Below are 25,780 nucleotides of genomic sequence, written 5' to 3' on the forward strand. Positions count from 1 at the left end.
ACTTATTTTTTACCTCGGTACATCTTCCAGGATCCACGTTATACTACCTTTATAATCACCCAAATAGTTTGATTGATTAACATTAAAGTGCAGACCTTGCTTGTCCGTCCATTTTTCAGAAACTGGAATGATTTCATTCTCTTCATCACTCGAGCCTTTTTCAATCGATACTTTTTGACCCATTATAATTGTATTCGCAGTACCATTCGTATTGAGATATTGGTATTCCCCAATTAGTCTTTTGTTGCCAGAAATCAGCTCACTTGGCAGAATGCTTAGTTGCCAATTACCTTTGCCCCGATTATCAAAGACAGAAGCATGCCCATCTATTGGTTTTACTGGTTTTTTCTGGTTGCTTTTCGCTGTAATTGAAAAAGATAATTTTGATGGTATACTGTTTAATTTCAGTTCAGGTATTTTACTTTGAACTGTAAACACATTATTTGGATTTTGATCTGCTTTGTCTAAGATCACTGTGTATGTTGTTCCTTTTTCATGAAAAATTGAGGCATTTTTTACTGGGCTGCCTTCATATAATACTGTTCCATCTTGATTTTTAATGGTATAAATATGCTCGCCATAAAGTGCCTGCTTGCCTTTCGTTGTTGAAAATGCATGTAAATCAAAGTAATTGGCAGCTGCTGGATCAAATGGACGAATGATTTGTCCTTCCTTAATATTCAATACTCCATTGCCTTTTAAAGACAATGTACTTAAAAAGGATTCATCTATTCCTTTATTAACCGCACTCGTTATAAAGCTTGGAACTTGGTCTGAATTATACGTTAATTGATTATTTCCTACATGAAGAATCTCAAGTCCATCCTTAAAATCTGGTAATAGACCTACTAATTTATTTTTATCTAAATAAAGACTATGAAGCTTAGGTAAATCTTTTAATCCTGTAGGAATTGTTCCAGTTAGCCCATTTTGATCCAAGTATAGATACTCTATATCCTTTAAATTCGTTAAACTTTTTGGGATTTCTCCAGTTAACGTATTATCAAAAATACGTAAATCTTTCATTTTCGTCAAATTGCCTAACTCTTCTGGCAGTGAACCACTCATCTTTGTATTTCTTAAATGGAGTGACTCCAGGTTTGTAAGAGCCTTGATGTTTTTAGGAATATGTTGTCCTTTAAATGGTCGTTTATTATCTGTAATAACTTTTTTGATCGTGTCTAAATCAGATTGAAAAACATCTACATCGATTTTTTTAGGGCTTAATTGATCATTGATGTTATCAATAATCCAAGCTTGATTTTCAAAAAAGTCAGACGTAATCACATCTTCTTCCTTAACGGTTACCTTGAAAACATTATTTGGATTTTGATCTGCTTTGTCTAGGATCACTGTGTATGTTGTTCCTTTTTCATGAAAAATTGAGGCATTTTTTACTGGGCTGCCTTCATATAATACTGTTCCATCTTGATTTTTAATGGTATAAATATGCTCGCCATAAAGTGCCTGCTTGCCTTTCGTTGTTGAAAATGCATGTAAATCAAAGTAATTGGCAGCTGCTGGATCAAATGGACGAATGATTTGTCCTTCCTTAATATTCAATACTCCATTGCCTTTTAAAGACAATGTACTTAAAAAGGATTCATCTATTCCTTTATTAACCGCACTCGTTATAAAGCTTGGAACTTGGTCTGAATTATACGTTAATTGATTATTTCCTACATGAAGAATCTCAAGTCCATCCTTAAAATCTGGTAATAGACCTACTAATTTATTTTTATCTAAATAAAGACTATGAAGCTTAGGTAAATCTTTTAATCCTGTAGGAATTGTTCCAGTTAGCCCATTTTGATCCAAGTATAGATACTCTATATCCTTTAAATTCGTTAAACTTTTTGGGATTTCTCCAGTTAACGTATTATCAAAAATACGTAAATCTTTCATTTTCGTCAAATTGCCTAACTCTTCTGGCAGTGAACCACTCATCTTTGTATTTCTTAAATGGAGTGACTCCAGGTTTGTAAGAGCCTTGATGTTTTTAGGAATATGTTGTCCTTTAAATGGTCGTTTATTATCTGTAATAACTTTTTTGATCGTGTCTAAATCAGATTGAAAAACATCTACATCGATTTTTTTAGGGCTTAATTGATCATTGATGTTATCAATAATCCAAGCTTGATTTTCAAAAAAGGCCGCGGTAATCACATCTTCTTCCTTAACGGTTACCTTAAAAACATTATTTGGATTTTTATCTGCTTTGTCCAATATTACGGTATATTTCGTTCCTCTTTTATGGGAAATCGAAACATTTTTTTCCGCACTTCCTTCATATAACACTGTTCCATCTTGATTTTTAATGGTATAAATATGCTCGTCATAAAGCGCCTGTTTGCCATTCGTTGTTGAAAATGCATGTAAGTCAAAGGTTCTGGCAGCTGCTGGATCAAATGGACGAATGATTTCCCCGTCATTAACAGTCAATACTCCATTGCCTTTTAAAGATAATGTACTCAAAAAAGATTCATTCATCCCTTTATTCACAGCACTTGTTATAAAGCTTGGAACTTGGTCTGAATTATACGTTAATTGATTACTTCCTACATGAAGAATCTTAAGTCCATCCTTAAAATCTGGTAATAGGCCTACAAATTTATTTCTATCTAAATAAACGCTATGCAGTTTTGGTAATAGTGCGATCTCTTTGGGAATGGTTCCAGTTAAGTCATTCATATCCAAATAAAGATATTCTAAATTTTTTAAGTTCCCCAATTCTTTCGGAATTCCACCCGTCAAGGTATTATCGAAAATCCGTAAATCGGTCATATTTGTTAAGCTACCTAGTTCTTGCGGCAATGAACCGCTCATCTTTGTATTTCTCAAATACAACAACTCTAGATTTTTAAGAGCTTTAATATTTTTAGGGATATGCTGTCCTTTAAATGGTCGTGTTTTCTCTGTATCAATCTTTGTAATGGTCATTAAATCGGATAGATAAACATTTGAACCAATTTTCTTTGGTTTTAATTGCTCATTTATATTGTCAATAATCCATGCTTGATTTTCAAAAAAATCAGTGCTGATCAACTCATCCGTCACATTTATAGGAACCATAACCGTTTTTATCACGTTAGGCATCAATTCACTTTGAATCTTAACCACTAGGCTATCCACTTTAACAGTATTGAACTCTTTATCTTGAAGTACACTGTATATTATCTCATCTCCTGGGATGTTACTGCTCACATTTTTTAAGAGCTTCTTTAAATCTAAATCCTTAGTTGAACTACCTACTGGCACTGTTGGTGTAACATATTCCGCAGAAAGTTGCGGCATTACTTCAGCAGAGGCTGTGCTCGAATCAGATATAATTTCTTCTGTTTCATCTTGTCTAATATTATAGGTTGTTAAAGGTAACTTGATTGTTCCTGTAGACGCATTGTATAACTTGTTTGCTTTTGTTACATCAATTTTATCTATCGCCACTTTCATGTCGATCCGATTCCTTCCTAACTCCTGTAATGTACTTTTAGATAAAGTAACACTTAATTTAGTTGTTCCAATCGGTTTTACCGTTACATTACTTGTAATGTCATTCCCTCCACTGTCAACTAATTGAACAGTGGCAGAATCCAATGTCGTGAACAATTTTTCTTTGTCTTCTAAAATGATTGTCACGTTATCAGGATAATTCTTTTCATAGGCAGGTATTAACGTTTGTTCTACTTGATATTCTGCGGTAAAGGTTTCAGTTTTATTTCCCTCAATGTTTGGTTGGGAGTAATTGGGCATCCCAGGCGTATTAACTTCCCCCACAAAGTTATGAATACTAAAACCATCATAAAGACTGTAGGAACCAATTACTGTAGGATAGTCGTTATCAACTACCGTAACGTACTGGCGAGCTTCCTTCTCATAATTTGTCTTCTTACTATAATTTAATCGAAGCAATTTTTTAGAATCTTTGGCAACTATGTCATAATAGGTAATAGTTAGCTGCTCTTCCAGACGATGATAATAGACTTTTTTTAAGTTATTCATTTCAAAGCCATCAAAACCAATATCCGGATATTTCGCAGAATAACTAGGGTTCAAAATCAACACAGGCATTTCAAGATAAATTCCAGAAACTACTTTTTTAGTATCTGTATAAACTAATTGGTAAGAAATACTCCCTTCTCCAGAAGCGCGATTCATCCGCCTGACATGTTGGTTTGTACTACCCGATCTACCTAAAATCGTTTTGTAATCCATTCTTTCAGTAGAAACCTTTGGGCCTACAAGATGGGTCATTTTTAGGGAGACTGGCTTGTTATTGTACACACCAACATTATTATAGTACATAATATCATCACTATTGTATGGGATTGCAGTAGAAAAATCATAAAAAAAAGGCGTCACTCCGTTAGATTTCACAACATCTCTTAGTAAATCCTCTCCTTTGTACTCTGGTCTAAATACTGGTTTATCTGGTTTAAATATCGTTCCTTGTACGACATCCCCCTCTTTATTTAATTCAGTAAAATAATCCTTAGGATCATCTGCGAAAGAAACTTCCCCTTTCAATAAAAATAAACTACTGAATAATAAGCAAAAAAGTGATGCTAAAAAGATATTTCCTCTGTTTTTCATCTATTTTCCCTCCCATTTTTTATCAATATATGCTCCTTTTATAGAAATTTACGTTTTTTGACGATTTATTTTCAAAATACACAAAGTACCAACAACTTTGTATTACTAGTGAGTTTCCCTTCTCGCTACCTTAATTTTTTTGATTAACGATGCACTTTTTACAATGCTCTAGCATCCAATATCCAGAAGTGATCACTTTTTCTTCAATCGTTGGCTTTTCACAGCGGTATTAGAAAAAATGTTTCTTCTAATTTGAAGTTGGCACATCTTCTAATGTCCATATCACATTGCCTTTGTAGCTACCTAAATAATTTGAACCATTCATTGTATATTGTAGGCCTTGTTTCTCGTTCCAGTTATTTGAGACTTCAATTAATTCATTTTCAGTATCACTAATCCCTGTTTCAATAGATGCTTTTTGGTCATTTACGATACTTGTCTCTACACCGTTTGAATCGATATAACTGTATTCTCCTTTTAATATTTTTGTTTCAGAGACTAGTCTGCTTGGCGTCATGCTTAATTTCCAATTTCCTGTATCTCGATTATCAAATATTGTTAGGCTTCCTTCCAAATCGACTGCCTTTTTTAAGTGCCCCCCTAAAGAGAGTCCAAATGACATAACGGATGGTAACGATTCGAGTTTCAATTCTGGGATCTTTGTTTTTATGACGTACCTGTTATTTGGATTTAATGGTGCTTCATCTAAGATTACACTGTAGACCATTCCCTTTTCGTAAGGAATAGTTATCTCTTGATCCCAACTACCTTCATATAGCACCTTTTTGGTTACATCATTTAAAATCGTATACGTGTGCCCTGAAAAAAGTTGTGTTTGGTTTTCAGACATTGCGTGTAAGTTAAAATAGCCTTGATTGCTTTCATCAAAAGGTTTAATCGTGCTTAAGTGCTTATCTTTAATACTAAGTGCTGGCTTTCCAGCTAATGACAAATCTTGTAAAAAGGTGCCCGTATATTTTTTTTCAACTGAGTTAGCCAGAAATTCTGGGATTTCAGCTGAATTGTACGTGAATTGATTATTACTGATATCTATTGTAATAAAAGGTGTATCACTTTCTGGTACTTGTCCTACTAATTGATTGTCATCTAACTTTAGATAACTCAAATTCGGTAAAGCCATTAAGCTTTTTGACACCCTTCCAATCAAATTATTTCTACTTAAATTTAAGCTTCTCAGCTCTTTTAAGTTACTGAGACTTTCAGGAATACCCCCAGTGAATGAATTACCAAAAATAGAGAGAACAGTCATTTTAGTCAAAGAACCTAACTCTTCTGGTAATTGGCCTGATAAATCCGTCTCACCTAAAGCAAGATAGTCTAGGTTTCTTAAATATTGGATTGTTTTAGGAATATGCTGTCCTTTAAAAGATCCTTTATTTTGACTATTAATTTGCATTATTTTTGCTAAATCAGACATATAGACGTTTGTATTGATTTTTTTAGGTGCTAGTTGAGTGTTTACTTGATCAATGATCCATGACTGATTTTCAAAAAATGATGAAGTAATCAGGTCATCCGTCACATCTATCGACACTGAAATGTCCCTTGTCAATTCGGGAAGACGTTGACTTTGAATCTTAATTTTAATTGAGTCTTTTTTTACGGTATCAAACACTTTTTCTTCTGTGATACCAATAATTTTAACGATGTCACCAGGGATATTGCTTTGCAAATCAGTTACTAATTGCTCTATTGCTAAATCTGCTGTAGTAGTGTTGATCGGTACTTTTTTTGCTATAGCTGTTGCCGAAATCAAAGGTAGAATTTCTGCTGTACTTTCATTTTTAGATGACCCAATTTCTTCAGCAGCTTTTTTTCTAGTGTTAGATACTGATAATGGAACTTTAGCAGAAGCACTTTCAGTGTTGTATAGAGCCAATACTTTATCCAAATCTAATTTAGCAAAGTCAACATCGATCTTGACAGAGTTGCTCTTTAGCTCTTTCAATGTAGCATTAGGAATTATGATTGCTAATGTATCTTTTGCCAGTTCTTTGATCATCACTTTATCTTTGATGTTATTACCACTTCGATCTGTTATCTTGATGGCGGCTGGCTCCATTGAGGTAAAAATTTCTTCCTTATCTTCTAAGAGTACCGTTACATTGTCAGGATAATATTGATCGTAGGTGGCATTCACTGATTGTTCTATTGTATAGCTCGCTTGAAAATCAGTTACTGTTTTTTTCCCTTCAATTTTTGGCGTCATATAAGTCGGAACACTTGGGACTTCGACCGAACTTGAAAAGATATTGAATTTTGGCATATAAGCAAACACACACAACACACCTAAGATCATCTCGGAATTATTGTCTGATAGAATAATAAAATTTTCTGGTATTTCTGCTTTAAATGTGTCTGCTAATTTTGCTTGCAATATTTCTTTCCCAGTTAAAGGCCCCTTAGCCATTTCTACGATAGTCGGTTGTATATCCCGACTTCTCGTCAAATAAACTTTCTTCAACCCCTTCGGATCAAATGAATTATACGAATAATTTTTATGATTCGAGTTATATCCTTGATGATTAAAAATTACTTGAGGAAATTCTAAATAAACATCTTTTACTACTTCCTTTGTATCCGTATAAACAAGTTGATAGGCTAACATGGCTTCGGCGGCGGCTGAAGTTCCTAAAGTATGTTGAGTTAACGAGCCATCTTCATTTAACCACGTTCCGTACCACCAATCAGTACTGATCCCAGTCGCTCCTTGAACATAAGTCATTTTTAATGAGAGACTTCTTTTATTATGAATACCTACATTTTTATAAAAAATTGTCGTGCCTTTTTTATACTCACGTTTATTAGCTTCTCCAAAGTTAGTAAAGTAAGGTTTCCCGGATGTATCAACAATATCATTCAATAACGTCTCCCACGATCCTTGATATTCTGGTCTGATTACTGGCTTATCTGGGTAAAAAACCGTACCTGTTAAAATATCCCCATTCGTATCCACTTCTGTAAAATAATCACTTGCAGCAGCAAGCCCTATCGTTTGGTTTATATTTAGAAATAAACTGATTAAAATCAGAGAGAAAAATGGTAAGCAGATTGATTTTATTCGTTGTTTCACTTTTTTCTCCCCTTTTTAACTATTTGTCGTTGTCTCGTTTTACTTTGCGTTTTCTTTGTTGTTCTTGTTTTTGCTTCTTGGCTTTACGTTTTCTTTCCTTAGCTGCTTTACGCTTTTTGTTGCTAATCACTTTCACAATTACTAGGATAAGGATAAAGATAGTAATCACGATTGCCGCAATTACTCCGCCGATCAGCCAGTAATTTGGTACTTTCACTAATTCAACAGCTTCGTCATTTAATTTTTTACTTTCTTTCGCAGTAATTTCAAAGTCTTTCTTAAATGTCCATTCATCATCTTTGTTGCTAGCAACTAAATTCATTGTATATTTTCCAGCAGCTAATTCTTGATTGTCCCAGTTGATTGGAAAATCAAAGTTTGAGTTTGGTGCCATATCCATTGCTTCTTTTGTTGTTTCATGTAGAATTTCTGTTGAACCTTTTTTACTTACTTTAGCAACCACTTTTAATCCGTTGAGAAATGTTGGTTTGGTATTTTGGAGATTGGCCGTTACTGCTGTTCGGTAATTGATCAAGCTTGGTTTGATATCGTTTAATATCATTTCTGGTGCAACTTTTTCGTCATTTTCTCTTAATTGTAAGCCCACAACCATGGCATATTTATTAGAAATCTGCACGCCACCTGATTGTTTGCTGTTGTCTTCTTTTTCTTCTTTATTAATATAAAATCCACCGACAATTCTGCCTGGGATTTCTTCTTTTGGCATTTCCAAGTTAAAAATCACTTCTTTTTTCTCAAAAGGGGCGACTGTTACTTTTTGGGCTTTTGAAAGTAGTTTTGTTACAGGATACTTTAAGGTTGAATCAATTTTGCGGTCTTTTTCACTAAAATCTATTACACCGTTTTGGTTCGTTGTTGCAACATTCGGGACAATATTGATGACAATTTCTTTGTCTCCAGAGTTGGTAACGTTAAGAATTAGGTCTTGCTTTTCACCCGGTTTTACTTTTAAATCAAAATAAGATTGTGATTTATCAATTTGATTTTCTGGTATTTTCGCACTGACTGAATAGTCCATATCAGCGGCCTTTGCTTGTGATGTGAATAGAGTTAGTAAGATGATTAAACTAAGTAGACCATATAAGCTTCTTTTTATATGTTGCATGTTATTTCCTCCTATGTAATAAAAATTGCTACTTAACATAGCCTATCAGGTATATTCTCTGATTAAGTAATTATCCTGAGAAGTACTTAATCGTTCATTGTACTTCTCAGTTTCATTACTTGAACTATTGAATCTAACTGTTGGTTCTTCTATTTATAATTATTTTCCAGGTGCGTCTTGAAGTTCCCAGTAGATCGTTGTTTTATATTCAGTGTTTGCTTTTGCTGTACCAGCTAAAATTGACAATTGAATATTTTTGTTTTTTTCTTGTTGTTCTAGATTTTTCCATGAAAGCATCCAAGTACCTTCACCAGATTTTGCTGCTGCTGTCATAATTTTTTGGTTTTGTTTTGTTAGTGTTACATTATTTGCGATTGGCGGTGTAATTGTCTTACCTGTACTATTTGTAACAACGTTCCCCTTATTTAAGGTCAGAGCTGCACCTGTTAATTTTTCATTTTTATCACTAGCAAATTCATCCGCTTTTACATATAATGCCCAGCCATTTGATGTTCCTCTAACGTCTGTTACTTGAGTGTAAGGATTGCTGTTTTTAGCATATTCTACTTGATCAGATCCATTGATGTTGATGTCACCAAACTTTATGTTTGGTACACGATCGATAGTAAGTGTACCTTTGTTACCAGTTCCTTCGTTCTCTTCATCTTCATCGTCTTTATCTTTATCAACAGGTGGATGAACAGCATTTTCATCTCCAGGTAACATCTTGATGGTTGTAATTGAATTTGCATCTGATTTTTTTTCTGCCTGTGCTTCTAATTGAAGACTACCTACCGTTAATAATCCTAATGCTAATGAAGCTAATACTAGTGTGTGTTTTTTCATTTTATTCTCCCTATCTTACCCTTAGTTTTTTGGTGCATTTGTTAGAACCCAAATTAAATCTGCTTTATATTTGCCGATTTTTGCATACGTTGGAATGGAAAGACGAACTGATTTCTCTTCATCTGTTGTTTTGTCATCCATAAAAACATTCGTGTATGTTCCCAAACCAGAATCTTTGTCCGCTGAAAATACAACTGAAGCCGCCATTTTATCAATAATAACTTCATGAGATTTAGGTGGATTAGCCAAATCTCCAAACTTACTGGTAACTGTTCCTGCTGGAATGACTAACTTCCAACCTTTAGCAATTGTATTTTTATTGCCTTCTTCTGTTGACTTAAATTCACCCATAACTACTTGAACATTCCAACCTGAACCGAATCCTCGTTCATCAATTACTTCTAATCCTAATTTTCGATCTTTTGCAACAATTGCTTTTCCTAATTTACCCATTTCAATTTTTCCAAAGTTGAAGTCTGAGAGTCCATTAATCGTAAAATCGCCAGACCCAATACCAGGTTTTCCTGGTTCACCAATCGGTTCTTCTGGTTCCGCTCCGCCACTACCTTGAGATTTTGTTACTTCTACTTCAGCAGACGAAGTTTTGTTTACAGGGGTATCTATAGCAAAAGCTGCTGATACATTTACAAACAATAAACTTGTCATTCCTAATCCTATTATTAAACTAATTCTTTTCATTTAAAGAGTCCTTCCCTTGTTTAAACTTACTCGTTTCCAGCTGGTGCAGCGCTGATTGTCCATGTGATTGCTGCTTTATATTTACCAAGTAAGTTTCCGCCTGGAATTGTTAATTCTACTTCATCTGCCCAATCATTGACCCAAGAACCGTTACCTTTACCCTCAGTTGCAAATAAAATTTTTGATGCAGCATCTTTACCAATTACAGTTCCTGCTGCATCTGCTGCTACTGGCGGATTATTCATATCTCCATCAGCTCTTGTGTAGAATGTTCCTGCTGGTACAGTAATGTATGCACCTCTTAAAATTTGAGTTTCATTGGTTTCTTCTGTAAAGTCAGTTATTTGTGCATGAACTGCCCAACCTTTTGCTGTTCCTAGTTTATCAGTTACTTGGATACCAATTGTTTCACCAGTTGGAACCTTTACGTTTGTTTTTGTTTCTCCACCTTTGATCTCTGCTGACTCAAATGCAAATTTAGAAACAGCATCAATTACTAAAGGACCTTTATTGCCTGTTTCTGGTTTAACTGGTTTAGTTTCATCCACTGGGGGATTTGTTTCAGATGGATCTGCTGGTGTAAATTCAAACGTTGCCTGTGAAGCTGCTACTAATGGATTTTTTTCATCTGCATGTGCTGCATTTGCCCCTGCCACTAATAATGCCCCTAAAATAACTGTGCTGCTTAAAATAATTGTCTTTTTCATTTTTATTACTCTCCTTTAGTTTCTTCTTCTGTTCCAGTTGGTGTCGTTGCAATTGTCCAATTTAATTCCGCTTTATAATTTCCTACTAAAGCATCTTGAGGAATTTTCAGTTCAATCTTATCTTTACCAAATTCATTCAGCCAAATTCCAGCACCTTCTTTATCGTTAGCGACAAATACTAGTTGAGGATCTTTCTCTACAGATTTCACTTCGATAGGTGTCGGTTTTCCATTTGTTAATTTATCTGGTGATGTTGCTTCTCCCATCGGTAAGTACAACTCTGCACCTTTCAATGTAACTTTATTGTCTTCTTGTTGTACAAAGTCAGACATTGAGACACTGACAGTCCAACCTTTTGCTGTTCCGCGAATATCTCTTACTTCGATATTTGGCGCTGTATTTTTTGCTTTGATGATTTCTTGTTTCCCTGTCAATTGGAACGTGCCAAAATCTAATGGTGAAACAAACACAAGTGCTAAACGTCCTGTATTACCAGTTCCTCCGCCTTCTTCTCCTCCTGGATTAGTTGGCTTACCCTCTTCTTCTTCACCAGCTTTTAATTCAACTGTTCCATAAGATGTTGCATCCTTATTTTCTTCTTTATCTCCAGCTGTGTTATCAGCTAATGCCAAAGTCGGACTTACAAGTCCACCTAATACAACCGTTGTTACTAACATTGATTTCCATAATTTCATTGTTCTTCCTCCTAATATATATCTGTAAATAATAATGCCGCCTGCGGCTAAGATGAGTAGGAATCCAAGTGCGATTCCAACAATCGTCAGAATTTCTCCTGTTTGTGGTAATCTCTTTCCATCTCCAACACCCAAGTCCCCTAGAAAATTCCCCAGTGTATCAGGAAATTTACCGTTTTTTATTGGTGTATTGTCTTTTAAAAATCTAATACTTACTTGACTGCTTGCTTTATTTCCAGCGTTTTGTTCGACAGCTGAGACAGTTTTAGGGTAGAATGTAAAACAGGCCAACACTAGAAATAAAAGAAGCAATCGTTCCCTTTTCATAAAAAACACCTCCTTAATATTTTTTGTTCTTGCTCAAAAATCTATTTTGTATTGGAATAGCCCTTTTACCTAAATTATTGATCGTAATTTTGTATGTATCTAAAAGAAGCTGTTCTAATACTCTTTAAATACTACAATCTCCAACTTTTTAAAAAAATTCCTTGTAAGCGCTTCATCGTCACTTTCGAGCATTTTTTTGATATTAGTTAACAAATACTTTCTTTTTTTGCAAATATAATCTAAAATATATTAAAATTATTTAATTAACTCGTTGCTTTTAATTATCCTAAACAAAGGAGGAGATCGATGACTCTCACTGCAAAAGTATACATAATAGAAGATGACAATGAATATAGAAAAGGAATTATCCAATCTTTACAAAGCTATCATTCTCGTTTTATTCATTTTGAGGTTTCTCCTGTTGATAATCATTTATTTTTTATGGAGGAACTTCAAATACTTCCGATAAGTGATACAGATATTTTTATTTTTGATATCGATTTAAAAACTACTTTTTCTGGAATAGATTTAGCAATAGAGGTTCGCAAAAAAAATACCAAATGTATGATTATTTTTCTTACTAGCCTTGAAGATCAAGCCATTTCGATCATCAACAATAATATCTTTCCGTTAGGTTATCTTGTTAAAGATCTTTCGACGGCATCAAACTTGACCGAGTCGATTCAAACATTACTGACTAAAGTAGAGAATAATTTAAGAAGTTATTGGCGAAAAGATGAAGATGTTGTAATGTTGACCAATGGAACAGAAAATGTCTATCTTAATTGCAAAGATATTCTTTATATTGAATCATTAAAAGGAATGAGGGGAAGGATTTTAATCAAGACTTTGTCTGAAGATATTTTAATTGATGGACGAATTGGAAAAATAAAAACATTATTAGATCAGCCTTATCTATTAACATCTTTGAAATCATACATTATTAACTTGTCCGCCATTACATTTGTAGATAGACGACATGGTATGATTACTTTTTCCGATGGTCAGGAATTGCTAGTCGGCATAAAAATTATTGACAAAATAAAAAAAATTTTATAGGAGTCCTTTATTGAATACGTCACTACTTACTTCTCTAATTGCTTTAAACTTTCTACAAATCATTTGGTTCGTGACCTATAAAAAATTACTAAACTTGCGTGAAAGTCTGATTTTAACGTGCTTTGTTCTCTTACAATTTACTTTAGCTTTTTTTATTAGTTATCAATACGTAACCATACTTAAACTCCCCTTCTATTTTTTCCAGTTTACTTTTTCTATGAGACGGTTAAAAAATTGGTTTATTCCTTCATTATTGATTAGTTTTGAGAACTCTTTAATTCTCTTATCTTGGATACCAACTCTAGATACATGGGATATTTTGTACATTAATCAACAAATTTCTACTAGTACATATATGGCTTTTTTAGTTCTATTTATTTTTTTACAACAATTTCTACTTTTTTTATTTATTGTATTGACGAATTATTTAAATACACGATTTTCATTTACGCATTCAATTGCTTTATTGCCTAAAAATTATAAATTCCTATCAACAATCTTTTTATTTTTTCTATTCTTATCTATCAATCTTAAACAGATCAGTGTTTTGAGTGGTGACCTTTCTTCCCTGTTCTACAGCTCATTTATTGTGATCGGTTATACCTTATTTATTGGATTTACGATCTTGATTTTAGTCAAATACAACAATGAAAAACAATATATTGCTCTTTTATCGGAAACACACGACCGAGAAAAAAAGAAAATTACTCTTTCACATGAGTTTCGCAAAGATTATAAAGCTCTTTTACTCAGTTTAACTGGATATTTAGAGTCTGGAGATACAGAAAAAACCCTCGAACTGCTCCGTGGCATTATTGACTATTCTGATTCATTACTTACACCCAATTTATATAAGAAAATATCAGTTATAGAAAATTTACCAATCCAAGGGCTTTTAACTAGTTTTTTAAATCGTTGTTTAGCTACAGGTGTCCAGATAGATTTACAGATCACGGAAAAGCTAACCGATATTGATATGAATGTCGTTGATTTTATTCGCTGCTTCTCAATACTGTTAGATAATGCTTATGAAGCAACAGAAGTGGCTAATCAGCCTGAGATCGCTATTAACATCACTGGAAACACCCAAACAATAACTGTGGAAGTTGTAAATACTTTTGAGGAAAAGGAATCTATTCCTTTTAATTCTCTTTTACAAAATAATTTTTCTACTAAAAAAGGTCATCAAGGTAAAGGACTGCATATCTTCTTGAGTATTTTGGATAATTATAAGCAAAGTAGCTATAATATTTCTAAGAAAAACAATCATTTTATTGCTAAATTTACTATTCTTAAAAAACACGTTGATCATACGTAAAAGGAGATTATTCATGGACATATCTGTTTTTACTGGAATGCTTGCACTAAATTATCTCCAGACCATTTGGCTTTTAGGAAACAAAAAATTTACTTCTCCTTTTCAAACAACTGTTCTTTCTTCATTATTAGTTTTTCAGTTTTTGTTGAGTTTATTCATTAAAGCTCCCTATATTTTGGGTGTTTTATTTCTTTTTTCAATTCTACATCCTATATTTATTATCCGTTACTCAAATAATTGGCTGTCAATGGGGCTTTTTCTTTATTTAGAAAATTCCCTAGTTATTCTTGCTTGGTTGTTCACACATGATCTTTTGTTTTTCTTAGTTAAAACAGGAAAAGTTCCAGCGACTCTTTATCAGCAGTTTTCTCCTTTTTCTTTAGTAGCACAACAGCTATTGCTCCTTCTTTTGATTTTGTTGATTATAAAATTGGAATTCAGATATAAAATTTTTGACTCCATTTCCCAAATTCAAAAAAATTATAAAGTATCAGTAATCATTCTCACTATTCTTTTGATTATTCTAAGCATCCTGAGACATCTGTCCGTCGTTACATCTACTCTGATTACTTTTTTATACTTAACCTTTATTCTACTCACACTTAGTACCGTTTTTTTCCTTACAGCTTATTTATATAGTCGCTATTATTTGCAGCAAATAAAAAAGACCCTTTTATTTCAACGATATAATAATGAAATGGAACAAATTGCGCTGGCTGATGAATTTAGACATGATTATCGTAATATTTTGGTAAGTTTAATGAGTTATGTTGAGAAAGGTAAAACAAAAGAGGCATTGGCATATATTGCTTCAATTACCAATTACTCAAAGGATTTATTGGAAGATGATCAATATGAGCAGCTGAGCTATTTATTAATTCCTTCGGTGCAAGGATTGTTGATTCATTTTGTGGACAGGTGTAAAACAAAAAACATCAAGCTTACAATTGTTATTCCTCAAACCATTCAGGAGATAGATATTTCTATTCGTTTAATTGATTTTATCCGTTGTCTATCTGCTAGCTTTGACTATGTACTAACTAAAAAAGACCTTAAACTGGAAGATGAAATCATTTTGACTGTAGAAAAAGAGAATGCCCATCTTTATGTTAGATTAACAAATATCGGAGAACAGCATATGTCCCTTACTGAAACTGCTGACTACGCGTTGAATAATAAAAGAGCTTTGAAAAATGCAGGGCTTAATAGTATCTCGAAGATTTTGGCTCAATATCGAGGAACCTCATTCTCTTTTTATGTTGATGAAGAGTATTTTTCAATTGAGTTTATCCTTGAAGTGAGTACTTCAGATTTAGTTGACATGGGTTAGTTAGGTGAATGTTCGAAGAAAATTTTTGTATAATGGTAAATAACTTAATTAAACTTTACAAGCCAGGAACAGACTAATTTCGATTCAAAAAGAAGACCTACTGAGAATAGTAGGTCTTCTTTAAGTTTATTTGTACAAAACAAGATTGGTAGAAACAATGTTTTTATAGTATTTTCGTCTTAATTCACACTGAATCTGAACTCATATGAAAGCATCTCCATTGTGAGTCCTCCTTCCGAACCAAACGAATTTGTCGATCTGCATAAGATTTGATATCTTCATGATCGTGTGTGATCATCAAAATCGCCTTCCCATGATCATGGGCATTGTGTCTTAAAAGGCGATAGAATTCATTTCTAGACGTTTCATCCATTCCTGTTGTTGGTTCATCTAAAATGAATAAATCCGGGTCTGTCGCAAAAATACGAGCTAAACTAATCCGTTGTTTTTGTCCACCGGAAAGCTCTCCGATTCGTTTATGACGCATCTCCCACATTCCTACTGCTTTCAATGCTTTTTCTACATGCTGATGGTCTCTTTTGGTTAATGGTTTAAACCAACGACCACGGGGAAAACGACCTGAACGAACTAGCTCGATCACCGTACTTGGAAACCCCGCATTGAAAGAAGCCACTTGCTGAGGAATATAACCAATACTGAGCTTTTTTCCTGTTGTATTTTCTTTGGCGATTGTGATCGCACCTTTTGTCGGCTTCAATAACCCCAAAGTACTTTTAATCAATGTAGACTTTGCGGCACCATTTTCACCAGTCAGGATTACAAATTCGCCCGGATCAACATAATATGAAACACCTTCTAAGACTGGTTCATCATCATAATAAAATGTGAGGTCTTTGACTTCTAAGTAATGCATGACCATTCTCCTTTTATAATAAACTTATACACAACTGAAAGCCGGGATAAAAGCCTAATACTTTTTATCCCGCCTTTATTTTTTACTTAATACTTTTCTTCAAAGCGTCAAGATTAGCTTTCATCACAGAAATATAATCTTCACCTTGATCTTGATCTTTTTTCGTAATACTTTCTAGCGGATTTAGCACTGCTAATTCAACACCTGTTTCACGCGCCAATGTTTCAGCAACTTTTGACGAAGCAGATGATTCAAAATAAATCACTGATACGTTGTGTTCTTTGATATATTTTTTCAACTCTGCCAAACGGCTCGGTGATGGTTCTTGGTCTGGAGAAATTCCAGCAATCGATTCTTGCGTTAATCCATATTGTTTTGCTAAGTAGCCAAATGCTGCGTGTTGCGTCACAAATGTTTTATTTTTAGCATTTGCAAAAGCTTCTTTGTATTCTGTATCTAACGCTTTTAATTTTTCAATATAGGCTGCTGCATTTTTGTCAAATGTTTCTTTTTTCTCTGGATATTTTTTTACTAAAGCGTCACGAATAGCTTCAACCTCTTTTTGTGCTAAAACTGGATCTAACCAGACATGAGGATCCAGCTCGTGGTCATGATCATGTTCGTCATGGTCAGCTTCTTCATCGTGATCATGGTCATGTTCTTCTCCAGCCATCAAGTCAATCGAACCTGCTGCTTCTACAACAGCGACTTTCTTCTTATCCACATTTTCCAAAACATCGTTGACCCATGTTTCTAATTCATGACTGTTGTAAACAAAGACATCGGCATCTGTTATTTTCGCAATATCTTTTGCACTTGGTTCATAGTCATGAGGTTCTGTTCCAGCAGGGATCAACAACTGAACATCACCAGCATCGCCAACCACATTTTTAGCAAAATCATACATTGGATAAAAAGTTGTTACGACTTTTATTGTATCACTTTTTCCAGATTTTTCTTGCTCTTTTGTTTCTCCACAAGCCCCTAAGACAAAAATTGTAGCTGTTAAAAGTAATCCAACCATATATTTCCAGGTATTTTTTCTCATTTTGATTTCTCCATTTCGATTTATCTTATTCAAATCGTAACATTTACGATTTGTTAGCAAGAACTAATTTAACAGAAGGAAGAACTATCGTCAAGAGAAAATCTAAAAAATGAAAAAAGTATTTTATTATTTCCGATTTTTTGCTAAAAAAATGAAGAGTTGACTGAAATAAGCCCTCTTCATTTCTTGCTTATTTTAATGTTCGCACAATATAAACTTCGTCACAAAAGCCTTTCAAGCCATTGTATATACGTTGTGCTCGAGTTTTTTTCTCACATAAAGCAAATACCGTTGGACCACTGCCACTCATTAACGCCGCATCCGCTCCATATTTCATCATACGGTCTTTGATTTGCTGTACCACTGGATGCCGTTTGATTGTCACATCTTCTAAAGTATTTCCGATTTTTTCAGTCATTAAATAGTAGTCATCTGTTTCGATCGCTTGTTTCAATCCAGCAATATCAGGATGCTGTACACTATTGAATGATAAACTACCAAATATTGAACTAGTAGAAACACTCATCTTAGGCTTCACCATAACAACCCAACACTGAGGCATTGGCGGTAAAAACTCGATTTTTTCTCCACGTCCTGTGACAAACGCCGTCCCGCCATGAATACAATAAGGGACATCTGAACCAATCTTACTTCCTAGTTCTGCAAGCTCTTCTAAAGACAAGCCTAGATTCCATAATCGATTCAACCCTCGCAATGCAGCAGCACAATCGCTACTACCGCCAGCTAAACCAGCTGCGACAGGTATTTTTTTTTCTATATAAATTTTGACTCCTTGAGTAAGATGAAATGTGTTTTTCAGTAGTTCTGCGGCCTGATACACATGGTTTCTTCTATCTACTGGTAAAAAGGAGCTATCTGTTTCGACCACTATCTCATTTTTCGGTAATAACTTAAAAGTCAACCGATCGGCTAAATCTACGCTAGCCATGATCATCTCTAATTCATGATAACCATCGTTTCTTTTATAGAGAGCATCCAACCCCAAATTAATTTTTGCGGGCGCTTTTTCTATGATTTCCATTCTTTTTCACCTATCTAATCCCAATACCTGACCAACTTCACAATCTTTTAAATTCTAACATATGTTGTTGGAGAAGTATATAATTGTTGAAAAATTGATATAGTTTTGCGTTAACTATCTTATTTCTAATTTCCAACTAAAAAATAGTTAAAATTCGAAGTCACATACACATCTTAGATGTAAAAAAGTATTGATAAACTGTTTATTCACCGTTTTTTAAGTCCCAGTAGCATTTTCTAAAAGTCTACTTGCATCTAATTTTTGTACTTGCAACTAGTATGTATCCCACAAACGCTGTATCTTAGCTATCTCACACATTCCGGAAGACTGTTTTTAAACAATTTAACCTTACAGATAACAATAAAAAAGTAGAGTCAAAGCGATATCGCTTTGACTCTACTTTTAAAACTTTAAACTGCTTCACTGACAAATTCAATCTCTACTGTGCGTGTCAACACATCAGAATAACTATAAGAAACTCGTTCAAATGAGTTTTCATCTGGATCTAAATCTACAACGAAGACAGATGGATACGTTTCTGTCAAAATACCTTTACGTTCAGTTTGGCGCTTTCTGCCGGTCTGAGCAACTAATGTGATTTGGCTGCCGATACGACATTCTAGATCTTTTTTAATTGACGCTAAAGTTGTTGGCATTGCATTCACCTCAAATTCCATTGTACCACGTAATAATAAAAATAACAAGTTTACCATAGCAGAAAATTAATTGCAACTAATTATAATTTATAAACCGATAATTATTTGATGTGAAAAAATCCAATGTTCTCATTTAATCATAAATTATTGCTTTCAACTTCTTTTTAGCCCGATCATAAGCACTTCTAACTGTTATTTCACGACTAGCTGTATCTTTTGCTATCTCTTCCAACTCTTTACCATTCATGTATTCCTGAAACGTTACTCGCTCAAATGGAGACAACACGATTGGTAATTGCTCCAACTTCTCTCTAATGATCATTTGCTCTAATACATCTGCCTCTTCCGCCCCAATATAATCAAAAAAAGATTCTCCCTGTTTCTCTACTTTTTGATCTAAAGAGACCGATTGTACATCGATCGTACGTTTAATTGCACACTGTTTTCTGACTAAACTGCGAATATGATTTTCAAAATTTGACTTAAAAAATTTCCCAATAGAAACATTATGAACTTCCTCATAGCGTTCCAGTGATCGATGGAAAATGATTCGTCCTTCCTGAATCCAGTCTTCGCGATCAAAGTCTTTCAAGTAATACTTTTTCTGAAACTTATATACGACTGGATAATATTTCCGATATAAACAATCAAATGCCAATGTATCTCCCTTTAAAATGTCTTCATACTTATTCATACCAACCTTCTCCTTTCAAACATTTCACTAATACGCAAAATGCTTAAAAAAAGCGTAACATTTTTTTAGAAAAAAATAGAAGCGAACAAACGTTTAATCATCCTTTTTGGATAATTCTTCTAATTTGTCGGACAACTTTGACAATTGTTCTAGATTCCATGGAGAATTTCGTCGAAAATCCTGAAAATGGATATCTGTGGCATGTATTGCAATCGTACGTTCTGATTTTTTAACACTTTTATATAGTTCATTCGCTGACGTACGTAATGCACCTTTTGAAAAAACGAGCCATTGTTCAGCCAAATCACTTGTTGCTACTGTCACTTGAGTCAAGCGATCATTTTTTTCACCTGCAATCCGTTCGATATAACTATCAGCTGTTTCATCTTCTTTGGTAAACACAACAGTCAAAAGATATTTTTTATAGGTCTGCTGAATTCCCGGGACTAACTGTGCATCAAAAACAACAATCACTTTTAAGTCCTCATACTTTGCATAGTTGGATAAACGCTGCAGCAAGACTTCTCTAGCATCTTCAAGTTTATTTTGATTCTTTAACTGAACCAGTTCCGGCCAAGAACCAATCATATTATACCCATCAACAATCAGTAATTGTTTTTTCATTTTGTTTTGTCCCCTTCTTTATAATGGGTAGTCGAAACAAAAGCGACTAGCTCCGAAAAACAAGATATTCACCATTACTTCATTCAGCTCTTAAGCACTGAATGAAGTAATGTAATCGGAGTATTATACAGTTTGCTTTTTTTCTCGCCATTTACTCGGATTTAGAGCGGATTCCGTCCTCTATATGCCTCATACATCAATAGACCTGCGGCAACACCGGCGTTTAAACTTTGAACGTGACCAGTCATTGGAATTGTCAATAATTCATCCACTTCTTTGTGAAGACCTTGACTCATGCCTCTACCTTCATTACCGATGATCAATGCAATTGCTCCTTGAGTATTCCATTGACGGTAATCAGTCCCTTTCATATCCGTTCCAAAAACCCAAAAACTATTTTCTTTCAGTGTTGCAATACTTTGGGCTAAATTCGTTACACGGGCAACTGGAATGTATTCCACTGCTCCAGTTGATGCTTTTGTAACTACTGGCGTGATTCCTACTGCACGATGTTTGGGAATAATAATGCCATCCACACCCGTTGCATCAGCTGTTCGTAATATCGAACCAAAATTATGGGGATCTTCTATGCTATCCAAAATCAAGAAAAATGGGGTCTCTGTCTTCTCTTTTGTACGATCCAACAATTCATCCAAGGTAAGATATTCGTAAGCTGTAATCGCCAATACGATCCCTTGATGCACACCATGATCGGTCATTGTGTCTAGCTTTTGCTTTGGTACCCATTTTACTGGAACTGCATTTTCTTTTGCCAGTAATTTCAGCTGTTCTACTTTTTCACTTTTACTATCTTCTTGTAGAAACAATTTATTCCCACGACCTTGTTGAATGGCTTCAACCGTGGCATGATTTCCAAAAACAAAGTTATCTTCGATTGCTTCTTGAGAGACTTCCCGTTCTTTTCTTACTGGTTCTTTTTTAAATGGCTGATTTTTCTTAGGTTTATTTCCTTTAAAAGGACGCTTCTTATCATTTCTCATCTTTTTCACCTACTTTTTTTATACACCAATTGATCAATTCTTCTAAACGTTCATTTTGTTTCGTTAAATGCAAATACCCCATCAACGATTCAAAGCCTGTTGCAACACGATACGTTGTGATATCAGCATTTTTTGCTGACGTGTGGCTTTTAGCATTACGACCACGTTTATACATTAGTTCTTCGTCTTCTGTCAGTAACTTTTCTTCTAGCATTTCTTGGATCAAAAAGGCTTGTGCTTTAGCTGAAACGTAGTGTGTTGCCATACGATGTAAAACATTGGGTTTGGTTTGCCCTTGTTCAACTAGGTAGTCGCGGATATAGATTTCATAAATCGCATCTCCTACATAAGCTAAGGCTAAACCGTTTAATTGTGTATAATCTCTCATTCACTTCTTCTCCATCTAGTTCCTTGCGCTGTATCTTCCAAGGTTATTCCTTTATCTTTCAGTAAATCACGAATTTCATCACTGCGGGCAAAATCACGGTTCGCACGGGCTTGATTGCGCTCTTCGATTAATTGATCAATAGCATCATCTAGTAATTCTTCTGATAGGAAGAAAATACCAAAAATACTCAACCATTGCGTGAATTTTTCTATCGCTTTTTCAATAACTATTGCGGAAACTTTTTCTTGCTCGCTATATTGATTTAGCCACTTAGCCAGTTCGTAAACAATTGTAATCCCATTAGCTGCGTTGAAATCATCATCCATTTCAGTGGTGAAACGTATTTCTAATTCTTCTAATTCTTGTAATTTACGACCATCTTCTTCAAGTGTTGCTGCAGCATCATTTTGTCTAAATGATAGGTTCTCAAAAGCATTCCTTAATTTTTGCAAATTAACGCCCGCTTCTTTTAGTAGTGTTTCACTGTAACGGATCGGACGACGGTATTGGGTAGTTGCCATGAAAAAGCGCAGAAGTTGAGGATCAACCTGCTCAATCAATTCATGAACAGTCACAAAGTTCCCTAAAGATTTGCTCATTTTTTCATCGTCTTCACCAATTGTTACAAAACCGTTGTGCATCCAGTAATTAGCAAATGTCTTTCCAGTCTTTGCTTCACTTTGAGCGATTTCATTCTCATGATGAGGAAATTCTAAATCTTGACCGCCTCCATGGATATCAATTGTATCACCTAAATGTTTGGTTGCCATGACTGAACACTCAATATGCCACCCTGGACGCCCCACTCCCCACGGTGATTCCCAAGAAATTTCGTCTGCTTTTGCCCCTTTCCATAGTGCAAAGTCTAACGGGTCTTCTTTTAATTCTTTTTCTAGCCCTGTTCGCTGACTAGCGCCGATCTCCAATTCATCAATGGACTGGTGGCTAAGTTTCCCGTAACCTTCAAATTTACGTGTTCGATAATACACATCTCCTTGAGACTCATAAGCATATCCTTTGTCGATCAACGTTTGAATAAATGTTAAAATATCCGGCATATGATCCATTACACGTGGGTGTTTGGTAGCAGGCAGTACGTTTAAAGCGTTGGTATCTTCTTCAAAAGCATGAATAAATCGTTCAGCTACTTCTGGTGCTGTTATCCCTAAATCCTTGGCTACACGGATAATTTTATCATCGACATCTGTAAAATTTGATACAAAATTCACTTCATAACCACGATACTCAAAGTAACGTCTGATCGTATCAAAGGCGACTGTACTCCGTGAATTACCAATATGAATATAATTATAGACAGTTGGTCCGCAGACATACATCCGGACTTTTCCTTCCTCTATTGGTTGAAAAACTTCTTTTTCTCTTGTTAATGTATTATAAATTTGAATCATATTCTTCCTCCATTTTTTCTCCTTTAATTCTCGCAACTTTCGCTGGTATTCCTACTGCTGTCGCATCGGCTGGAATATCTGTTAAAACCACCGCTGAGGCTCCAATTTTTGCTCGTTCACCAATCGTTACTGGTCCTAGTATTTGTGCATGAGCATGAATCATGGCACCTTTTTTTACAGTTGGATGACGCTTTCCCACATCTTTCCCTGTTCCGCCTAAAGTCACTCCGTGAAATAAAACTACATCTTCCTCAATCTCAGCAGTTTGTCCAATCACAATGCCCATCCCATGATCGATAAAAACGCCTGAAGCAATTTTTGCCCCTGGATGGATTTCAATTCCTGTTAAAAAGCGCCAGAATTGCGCATGTATTTTTGCTAATAAAAACAAGCGATGTCGATACAGGAAATGCGAAAAACGATGCCAAAACAATGCGTGTACACCAGGATATGTAAGTACTGCTTCTAGTGTTGAACGTGCTGCTGGATCATTTTTTTTGACTGCTATGACCGCTTTTTTTAACCACTCCATATTGCCTCCCCTTTCATTCAATAAAAAATAAGCGTCTTTTAAACAAAATAACTTCGTTTAAAAGACGCTTCTGCGTGGTTCCACTTTTTTTTACAGGTCTCCCTGCCTCAAAACAGATAACGGTTGTTGGCCGTTTTCAGCTACATATCGCTGAAACTATTCAAAGATGCATTTCAAAAAGTCCTGACAACTGTTTTCACCATCCACAGTCTCTCTTAAGACAAATACTTTTTTACTTCTTCTTATCTACATATTTTTATTATAAAACGTTATTTAAATGATCTAACGCTTTTTCTTTTCCTAAAAGTTCGATTGTATCGCCTAATTCAGGGCCATGCACTTGTCCTGAAACAGCCACACGAATTGGCATAAACAAGTTCTTTCCTTTAACACCCGTTTCTTGTTGAACCGCTTTGATCCCTGCTTTAATACTTGGCACATCAACAACATCCATTGCTTCTAATTGTGCTTTAAATGCAGCTAAAACAGTTGGAACAGTTTCTCCAGCTAATACTTCTTTTGCTGCATCATCTAAGACAGGGTGTTCGTTGAAAAACAATTCAGATGCATCAACGATCTCTGCCGCATAACTCATTTGAGGTTGGTATAAGCTGACTACTTTTTTCAGCCATTCCAGTTTTTCACCACTAGGTTGAGCTTCAACTTTACCTTCTGCTACTAAATATGGCAGACACATATCTGTTAAGACATCTAAGTCTAATTGTTTCATATATTGGTTGTTGACCCATTCTAGTTTTTTACCATCAAAAGCTGCTGGTGATTTACTTAGACGTTCTGGATCAAAAATCTTGATTAATTCTTCTTGCGAGAATATTTCTTCTTCTCCAACTGGTGACCAACCTAGTAGGGCTGTGAAATTGAACATTGCTTCTGGTAAATAACCTAATTCACGGTATTGTTCAATAAATTGTAAAATCGATTCATCACGTTTACTTAATTTTTTACCTGTTTCAGAGTTGATGATCAATGTCATATGTCCGAATTCTGGCGCTTTCCAACCAAATGCTTCATAAACCATTAATTGTTTTGGTGTATTCGCAATATGATCATCCCCGCGTAATACGTGAGTAATTTTCATCATGTGGTCATCTACTGCTACCGCAAAGTTATATGTCGGCATGCCGTCGCGTTTTTGAATAACAAAATCGCCGCCGATGTTATCTGATTCAAAAACGATTTCACCTTTAACTATGTCTTCAAATGTATAAGAAGTATTTCTTGGCACGCGGAAACGAATTACTGGCTCAAATCCTTGTGCCTCTTTTTCCGCTTGTTCAGATGGCGTCAATTCTGCACATTTACCAGAGTAATGAGGCATTTCACCACGAGCACGTTGTGCTTCTCTTTCCGCTTCTAGTTCATCTTCCGTACAATAACATTTATACGCACGGTTACTTACCAACAATTGATCGATCAATGGTTGATAAATTTCGCCACGTTCTGATTGACGGTAAGGTCCATATTCACCTGGTTTTTCAGGAGATTCATCCCAGTCCATACCTAACCATGCTAGATTTTCTAGTTGGCTTTTTTCGCCATCTTCAATGTTTCTCTTTTGATCCGTATCTTCAATACGGATAATAAATTCACCATCGTTGTGGCGAGCAAATAAGTAATTGAATAAAGCTGTTCTTGCATTCCCAATGTGCAGGTGTCCAGTTGGACTTGGTGCATAACGTACACGTACTTTTGTCATTGTG

21 protein-coding genes and 1 other annotated feature are annotated in these 25,780 nt (G+C 34.9%); of the genes, 3 read left to right on the forward strand and 18 right to left on the reverse strand.

The window, feature by feature from the left end; translation table 11 throughout:
- Positions 1-9: 9 nt before the first annotated feature.
- From BCR23_RS08780 to BCR23_RS08810, 7 genes are all read right to left on the reverse strand, one after another.
- Positions 10-4,590 carry a leucine-rich repeat domain-containing protein gene (locus BCR23_RS08780; protein WP_069635117.1) on the reverse strand — a complete coding sequence of 1,527 codons (4,581 nt, stop codon included), beginning with the start codon at positions 4,588-4,590 and terminating at the stop codon, positions 10-12.
- A 247-nt stretch (positions 4,591-4,837) separates the two neighbouring features.
- Positions 4,838-7,684 carry a hypothetical protein gene (locus tag BCR23_RS08785; RefSeq protein WP_069635118.1) on the reverse strand — a complete coding sequence of 949 codons (2,847 nt, stop codon included), beginning with the start codon at positions 7,682-7,684 and terminating at the stop codon, positions 4,838-4,840.
- A 19-nt stretch (positions 7,685-7,703) separates the two neighbouring features.
- On the reverse strand, positions 7,704-8,810 hold the full coding sequence (locus BCR23_RS08790) for a WxLIP family cell surface protein (protein ID WP_069635119.1): 1,107 nt from the start codon (positions 8,808-8,810) through the stop codon (positions 7,704-7,706).
- 159 nt (positions 8,811-8,969) lie between these two features.
- Positions 8,970-9,656 (reverse strand): WxL domain-containing protein, encoded by a 687-nt coding sequence (locus BCR23_RS08795; RefSeq protein ID WP_069635120.1) that lies wholly within the window; start codon positions 9,654-9,656, stop codon positions 8,970-8,972.
- Between the two features lie 21 nt (positions 9,657-9,677).
- Positions 9,678-10,355, reverse strand: coding sequence for a WxL domain-containing protein (locus tag BCR23_RS08800; protein WP_069635121.1), 678 nt, complete (start codon positions 10,353-10,355; stop codon positions 9,678-9,680).
- 26 nt (positions 10,356-10,381) lie between these two features.
- On the reverse strand, positions 10,382-11,062 hold the full coding sequence (locus BCR23_RS08805; RefSeq protein WP_069635122.1) for a WxL domain-containing protein: 681 nt from the start codon (positions 11,060-11,062) through the stop codon (positions 10,382-10,384).
- Between the two features lie 5 nt (positions 11,063-11,067).
- Positions 11,068-12,084, reverse strand: a complete 1,017-nt coding sequence (locus tag BCR23_RS08810) for a WxL domain-containing protein (protein ID WP_069635123.1) — start codon at positions 12,082-12,084, stop codon at positions 11,068-11,070.
- Between the two features lie 306 nt (positions 12,085-12,390).
- Between BCR23_RS08810 and BCR23_RS08815 the strand changes: the two genes are divergently transcribed.
- The 3 genes from BCR23_RS08815 to BCR23_RS08825 all read left to right on the forward strand — a co-directional run bounded on the left by BCR23_RS08815 (position 12,391) and on the right by BCR23_RS08825 (position 15,791).
- On the forward strand, positions 12,391-13,143 hold the full coding sequence (locus BCR23_RS08815; RefSeq protein ID WP_069635124.1) for a LytR/AlgR family response regulator transcription factor: 753 nt from the start codon (positions 12,391-12,393) through the stop codon (positions 13,141-13,143).
- A 625-nt stretch (positions 13,144-13,768) separates the two neighbouring features.
- Positions 13,769-14,461 (forward strand): GHKL domain-containing protein, encoded by a 693-nt coding sequence (locus tag BCR23_RS14905; protein WP_240482542.1) that lies wholly within the window; start codon positions 13,769-13,771, stop codon positions 14,459-14,461.
- Positions 14,462-14,636: 175 nt separating this feature from the next.
- Entirely contained in the window at positions 14,637-15,791 is a 1,155-nt protein-coding gene (locus tag BCR23_RS08825; protein WP_141706725.1) for a hypothetical protein, read from the forward strand.
- 184 nt (positions 15,792-15,975) lie between these two features.
- On the opposite strand, the gene BCR23_RS08830 is transcribed toward BCR23_RS08825, so the two are convergent.
- The 11 genes from BCR23_RS08830 to gltX form a co-directional block, all read right to left on the reverse strand.
- Positions 15,976-16,665: a metal ABC transporter ATP-binding protein gene (locus BCR23_RS08830; RefSeq protein WP_069635127.1), complete on the reverse strand. Its 690-nt coding sequence runs from the start codon at positions 16,663-16,665 to the stop codon at positions 15,976-15,978.
- 82 nt (positions 16,666-16,747) lie between these two features.
- Positions 16,748-17,713, reverse strand: coding sequence for a metal ABC transporter substrate-binding protein (locus tag BCR23_RS08835; RefSeq protein WP_141706726.1), 966 nt, complete (start codon positions 17,711-17,713; stop codon positions 16,748-16,750).
- A 190-nt stretch (positions 17,714-17,903) separates the two neighbouring features.
- Entirely contained in the window at positions 17,904-18,755 is an 852-nt protein-coding gene (gene ispE, locus BCR23_RS08840) for a 4-(cytidine 5'-diphospho)-2-C-methyl-D-erythritol kinase (protein ID WP_069635128.1), read from the reverse strand.
- A gap of 410 nt (positions 18,756-19,165) precedes the next feature.
- Positions 19,166-19,411 carry a Veg family protein gene (locus tag BCR23_RS08845; protein WP_069635129.1) on the reverse strand — a complete coding sequence of 82 codons (246 nt, stop codon included), beginning with the start codon at positions 19,409-19,411 and terminating at the stop codon, positions 19,166-19,168.
- A 133-nt stretch (positions 19,412-19,544) separates the two neighbouring features.
- On the reverse strand, positions 19,545-20,105 hold the full coding sequence (locus BCR23_RS08850; RefSeq protein ID WP_069635130.1) for a sigma-70 family RNA polymerase sigma factor: 561 nt from the start codon (positions 20,103-20,105) through the stop codon (positions 19,545-19,547).
- 93 nt (positions 20,106-20,198) lie between these two features.
- Positions 20,199-20,729: an NYN domain-containing protein gene (locus BCR23_RS08855; protein ID WP_069635131.1), complete on the reverse strand. Its 531-nt coding sequence runs from the start codon at positions 20,727-20,729 to the stop codon at positions 20,199-20,201.
- 161 nt (positions 20,730-20,890) lie between these two features.
- Entirely contained in the window at positions 20,891-21,730 is an 840-nt protein-coding gene (gene rlmB, locus BCR23_RS08860) for a 23S rRNA (guanosine(2251)-2'-O)-methyltransferase RlmB (RefSeq protein ID WP_069635132.1), read from the reverse strand.
- The gene (locus BCR23_RS08865; protein WP_069635133.1) at positions 21,720-22,118 is read right to left on the reverse strand and encodes a Mini-ribonuclease 3; all 399 of its coding nucleotides are present in this window, start codon (positions 22,116-22,118) and stop codon (positions 21,720-21,722) included. Before BCR23_RS08865 ends, rlmB begins: the two co-directional genes overlap by 11 nt.
- Positions 22,115-23,527, reverse strand: a complete 1,413-nt coding sequence (cysS, locus tag BCR23_RS08870; protein WP_069635134.1) for a cysteine--tRNA ligase — start codon at positions 23,525-23,527, stop codon at positions 22,115-22,117. The genes BCR23_RS08865 and cysS overlap by 4 nt, the downstream gene beginning before the upstream one ends.
- Positions 23,511-24,059, reverse strand: a complete 549-nt coding sequence (gene epsC, locus BCR23_RS08875) for a serine O-acetyltransferase EpsC (protein WP_069635135.1) — start codon at positions 24,057-24,059, stop codon at positions 23,511-23,513. The genes cysS and epsC overlap by 17 nt, the downstream gene beginning before the upstream one ends.
- A gap of 57 nt (positions 24,060-24,116) precedes the next feature.
- Positions 24,117-24,317, reverse strand: a binding site (T-box leader).
- 1 nt (position 24,318) lies between these two features.
- Positions 24,319-25,776 carry a glutamate--tRNA ligase gene (gene gltX / locus BCR23_RS08880; RefSeq protein WP_069635136.1) on the reverse strand — a complete coding sequence of 486 codons (1,458 nt, stop codon included), beginning with the start codon at positions 25,774-25,776 and terminating at the stop codon, positions 24,319-24,321.
- Between the last annotated feature and the right edge of the window lie 4 nt (positions 25,777-25,780).

Origin of the sequence: Enterococcus quebecensis, from assembly GCF_001730365.1 — a bacterium.
Classification (GTDB): domain Bacteria; phylum Bacillota; class Bacilli; order Lactobacillales; family Enterococcaceae; genus Enterococcus_L; species Enterococcus_L quebecensis.

Coding starts and splice junctions, on each gene's coding strand:
- BCR23_RS08800 (WP_069635121.1), bottom strand. CDS start 10,355: ATGAAAAGAATTAGTTTAATAATAGGATTAGGAATGACAAGTTTATTG.
- gltX (WP_069635136.1), bottom strand. CDS start 25,776: ATGACAAAAGTACGTGTACGTTATGCACCAAGTCCAACTGGACACCTG.
- BCR23_RS08815 (WP_069635124.1), top strand. CDS start 12,391: ATGACTCTCACTGCAAAAGTATACATAATAGAAGATGACAATGAATAT.
- BCR23_RS08835 (WP_141706726.1), bottom strand. CDS start 17,713: ATGAGAAAAAATACCTGGAAATATATGGTTGGATTACTTTTAACAGCT.
- BCR23_RS08795 (WP_069635120.1), bottom strand. CDS start 9,656: ATGAAAAAACACACACTAGTATTAGCTTCATTAGCATTAGGATTATTA.
- BCR23_RS08805 (WP_069635122.1), bottom strand. CDS start 11,062: ATGAAAAAGACAATTATTTTAAGCAGCACAGTTATTTTAGGGGCATTA.
- epsC (WP_069635135.1), bottom strand. CDS start 24,059: ATGGAGTGGTTAAAAAAAGCGGTCATAGCAGTCAAAAAAAATGATCCA.
- BCR23_RS08865 (WP_069635133.1), bottom strand. CDS start 22,118: ATGAGAGATTATACACAATTAAACGGTTTAGCCTTAGCTTATGTAGGA.
- BCR23_RS08830 (WP_069635127.1), bottom strand. CDS start 16,665: ATGCATTACTTAGAAGTCAAAGACCTCACATTTTATTATGATGATGAA.
- cysS (WP_069635134.1), bottom strand. CDS start 23,527: ATGATTCAAATTTATAATACATTAACAAGAGAAAAAGAAGTTTTTCAA.
- BCR23_RS08790 (WP_069635119.1), bottom strand. CDS start 8,810: ATGCAACATATAAAAAGAAGCTTATATGGTCTACTTAGTTTAATCATC.
- BCR23_RS08810 (WP_069635123.1), bottom strand. CDS start 12,084: ATGAAAAGGGAACGATTGCTTCTTTTATTTCTAGTGTTGGCCTGTTTT.
- BCR23_RS08850 (WP_069635130.1), bottom strand. CDS start 20,105: ATGAATAAGTATGAAGACATTTTAAAGGGAGATACATTGGCATTTGAT.
- rlmB (WP_069635132.1), bottom strand. CDS start 21,730: ATGAGAAATGATAAGAAGCGTCCTTTTAAAGGAAATAAACCTAAGAAA.
- ispE (WP_069635128.1), bottom strand. CDS start 18,755: ATGGAAATCATAGAAAAAGCGCCCGCAAAAATTAATTTGGGGTTGGAT.
- BCR23_RS08855 (WP_069635131.1), bottom strand. CDS start 20,729: ATGAAAAAACAATTACTGATTGTTGATGGGTATAATATGATTGGTTCT.
- BCR23_RS08780 (WP_069635117.1), bottom strand. CDS start 4,590: ATGAAAAACAGAGGAAATATCTTTTTAGCATCACTTTTTTGCTTATTA.
- BCR23_RS08845 (WP_069635129.1), bottom strand. CDS start 19,411: ATGCCAACAACTTTAGCGTCAATTAAAAAAGATCTAGAATGTCGTATC.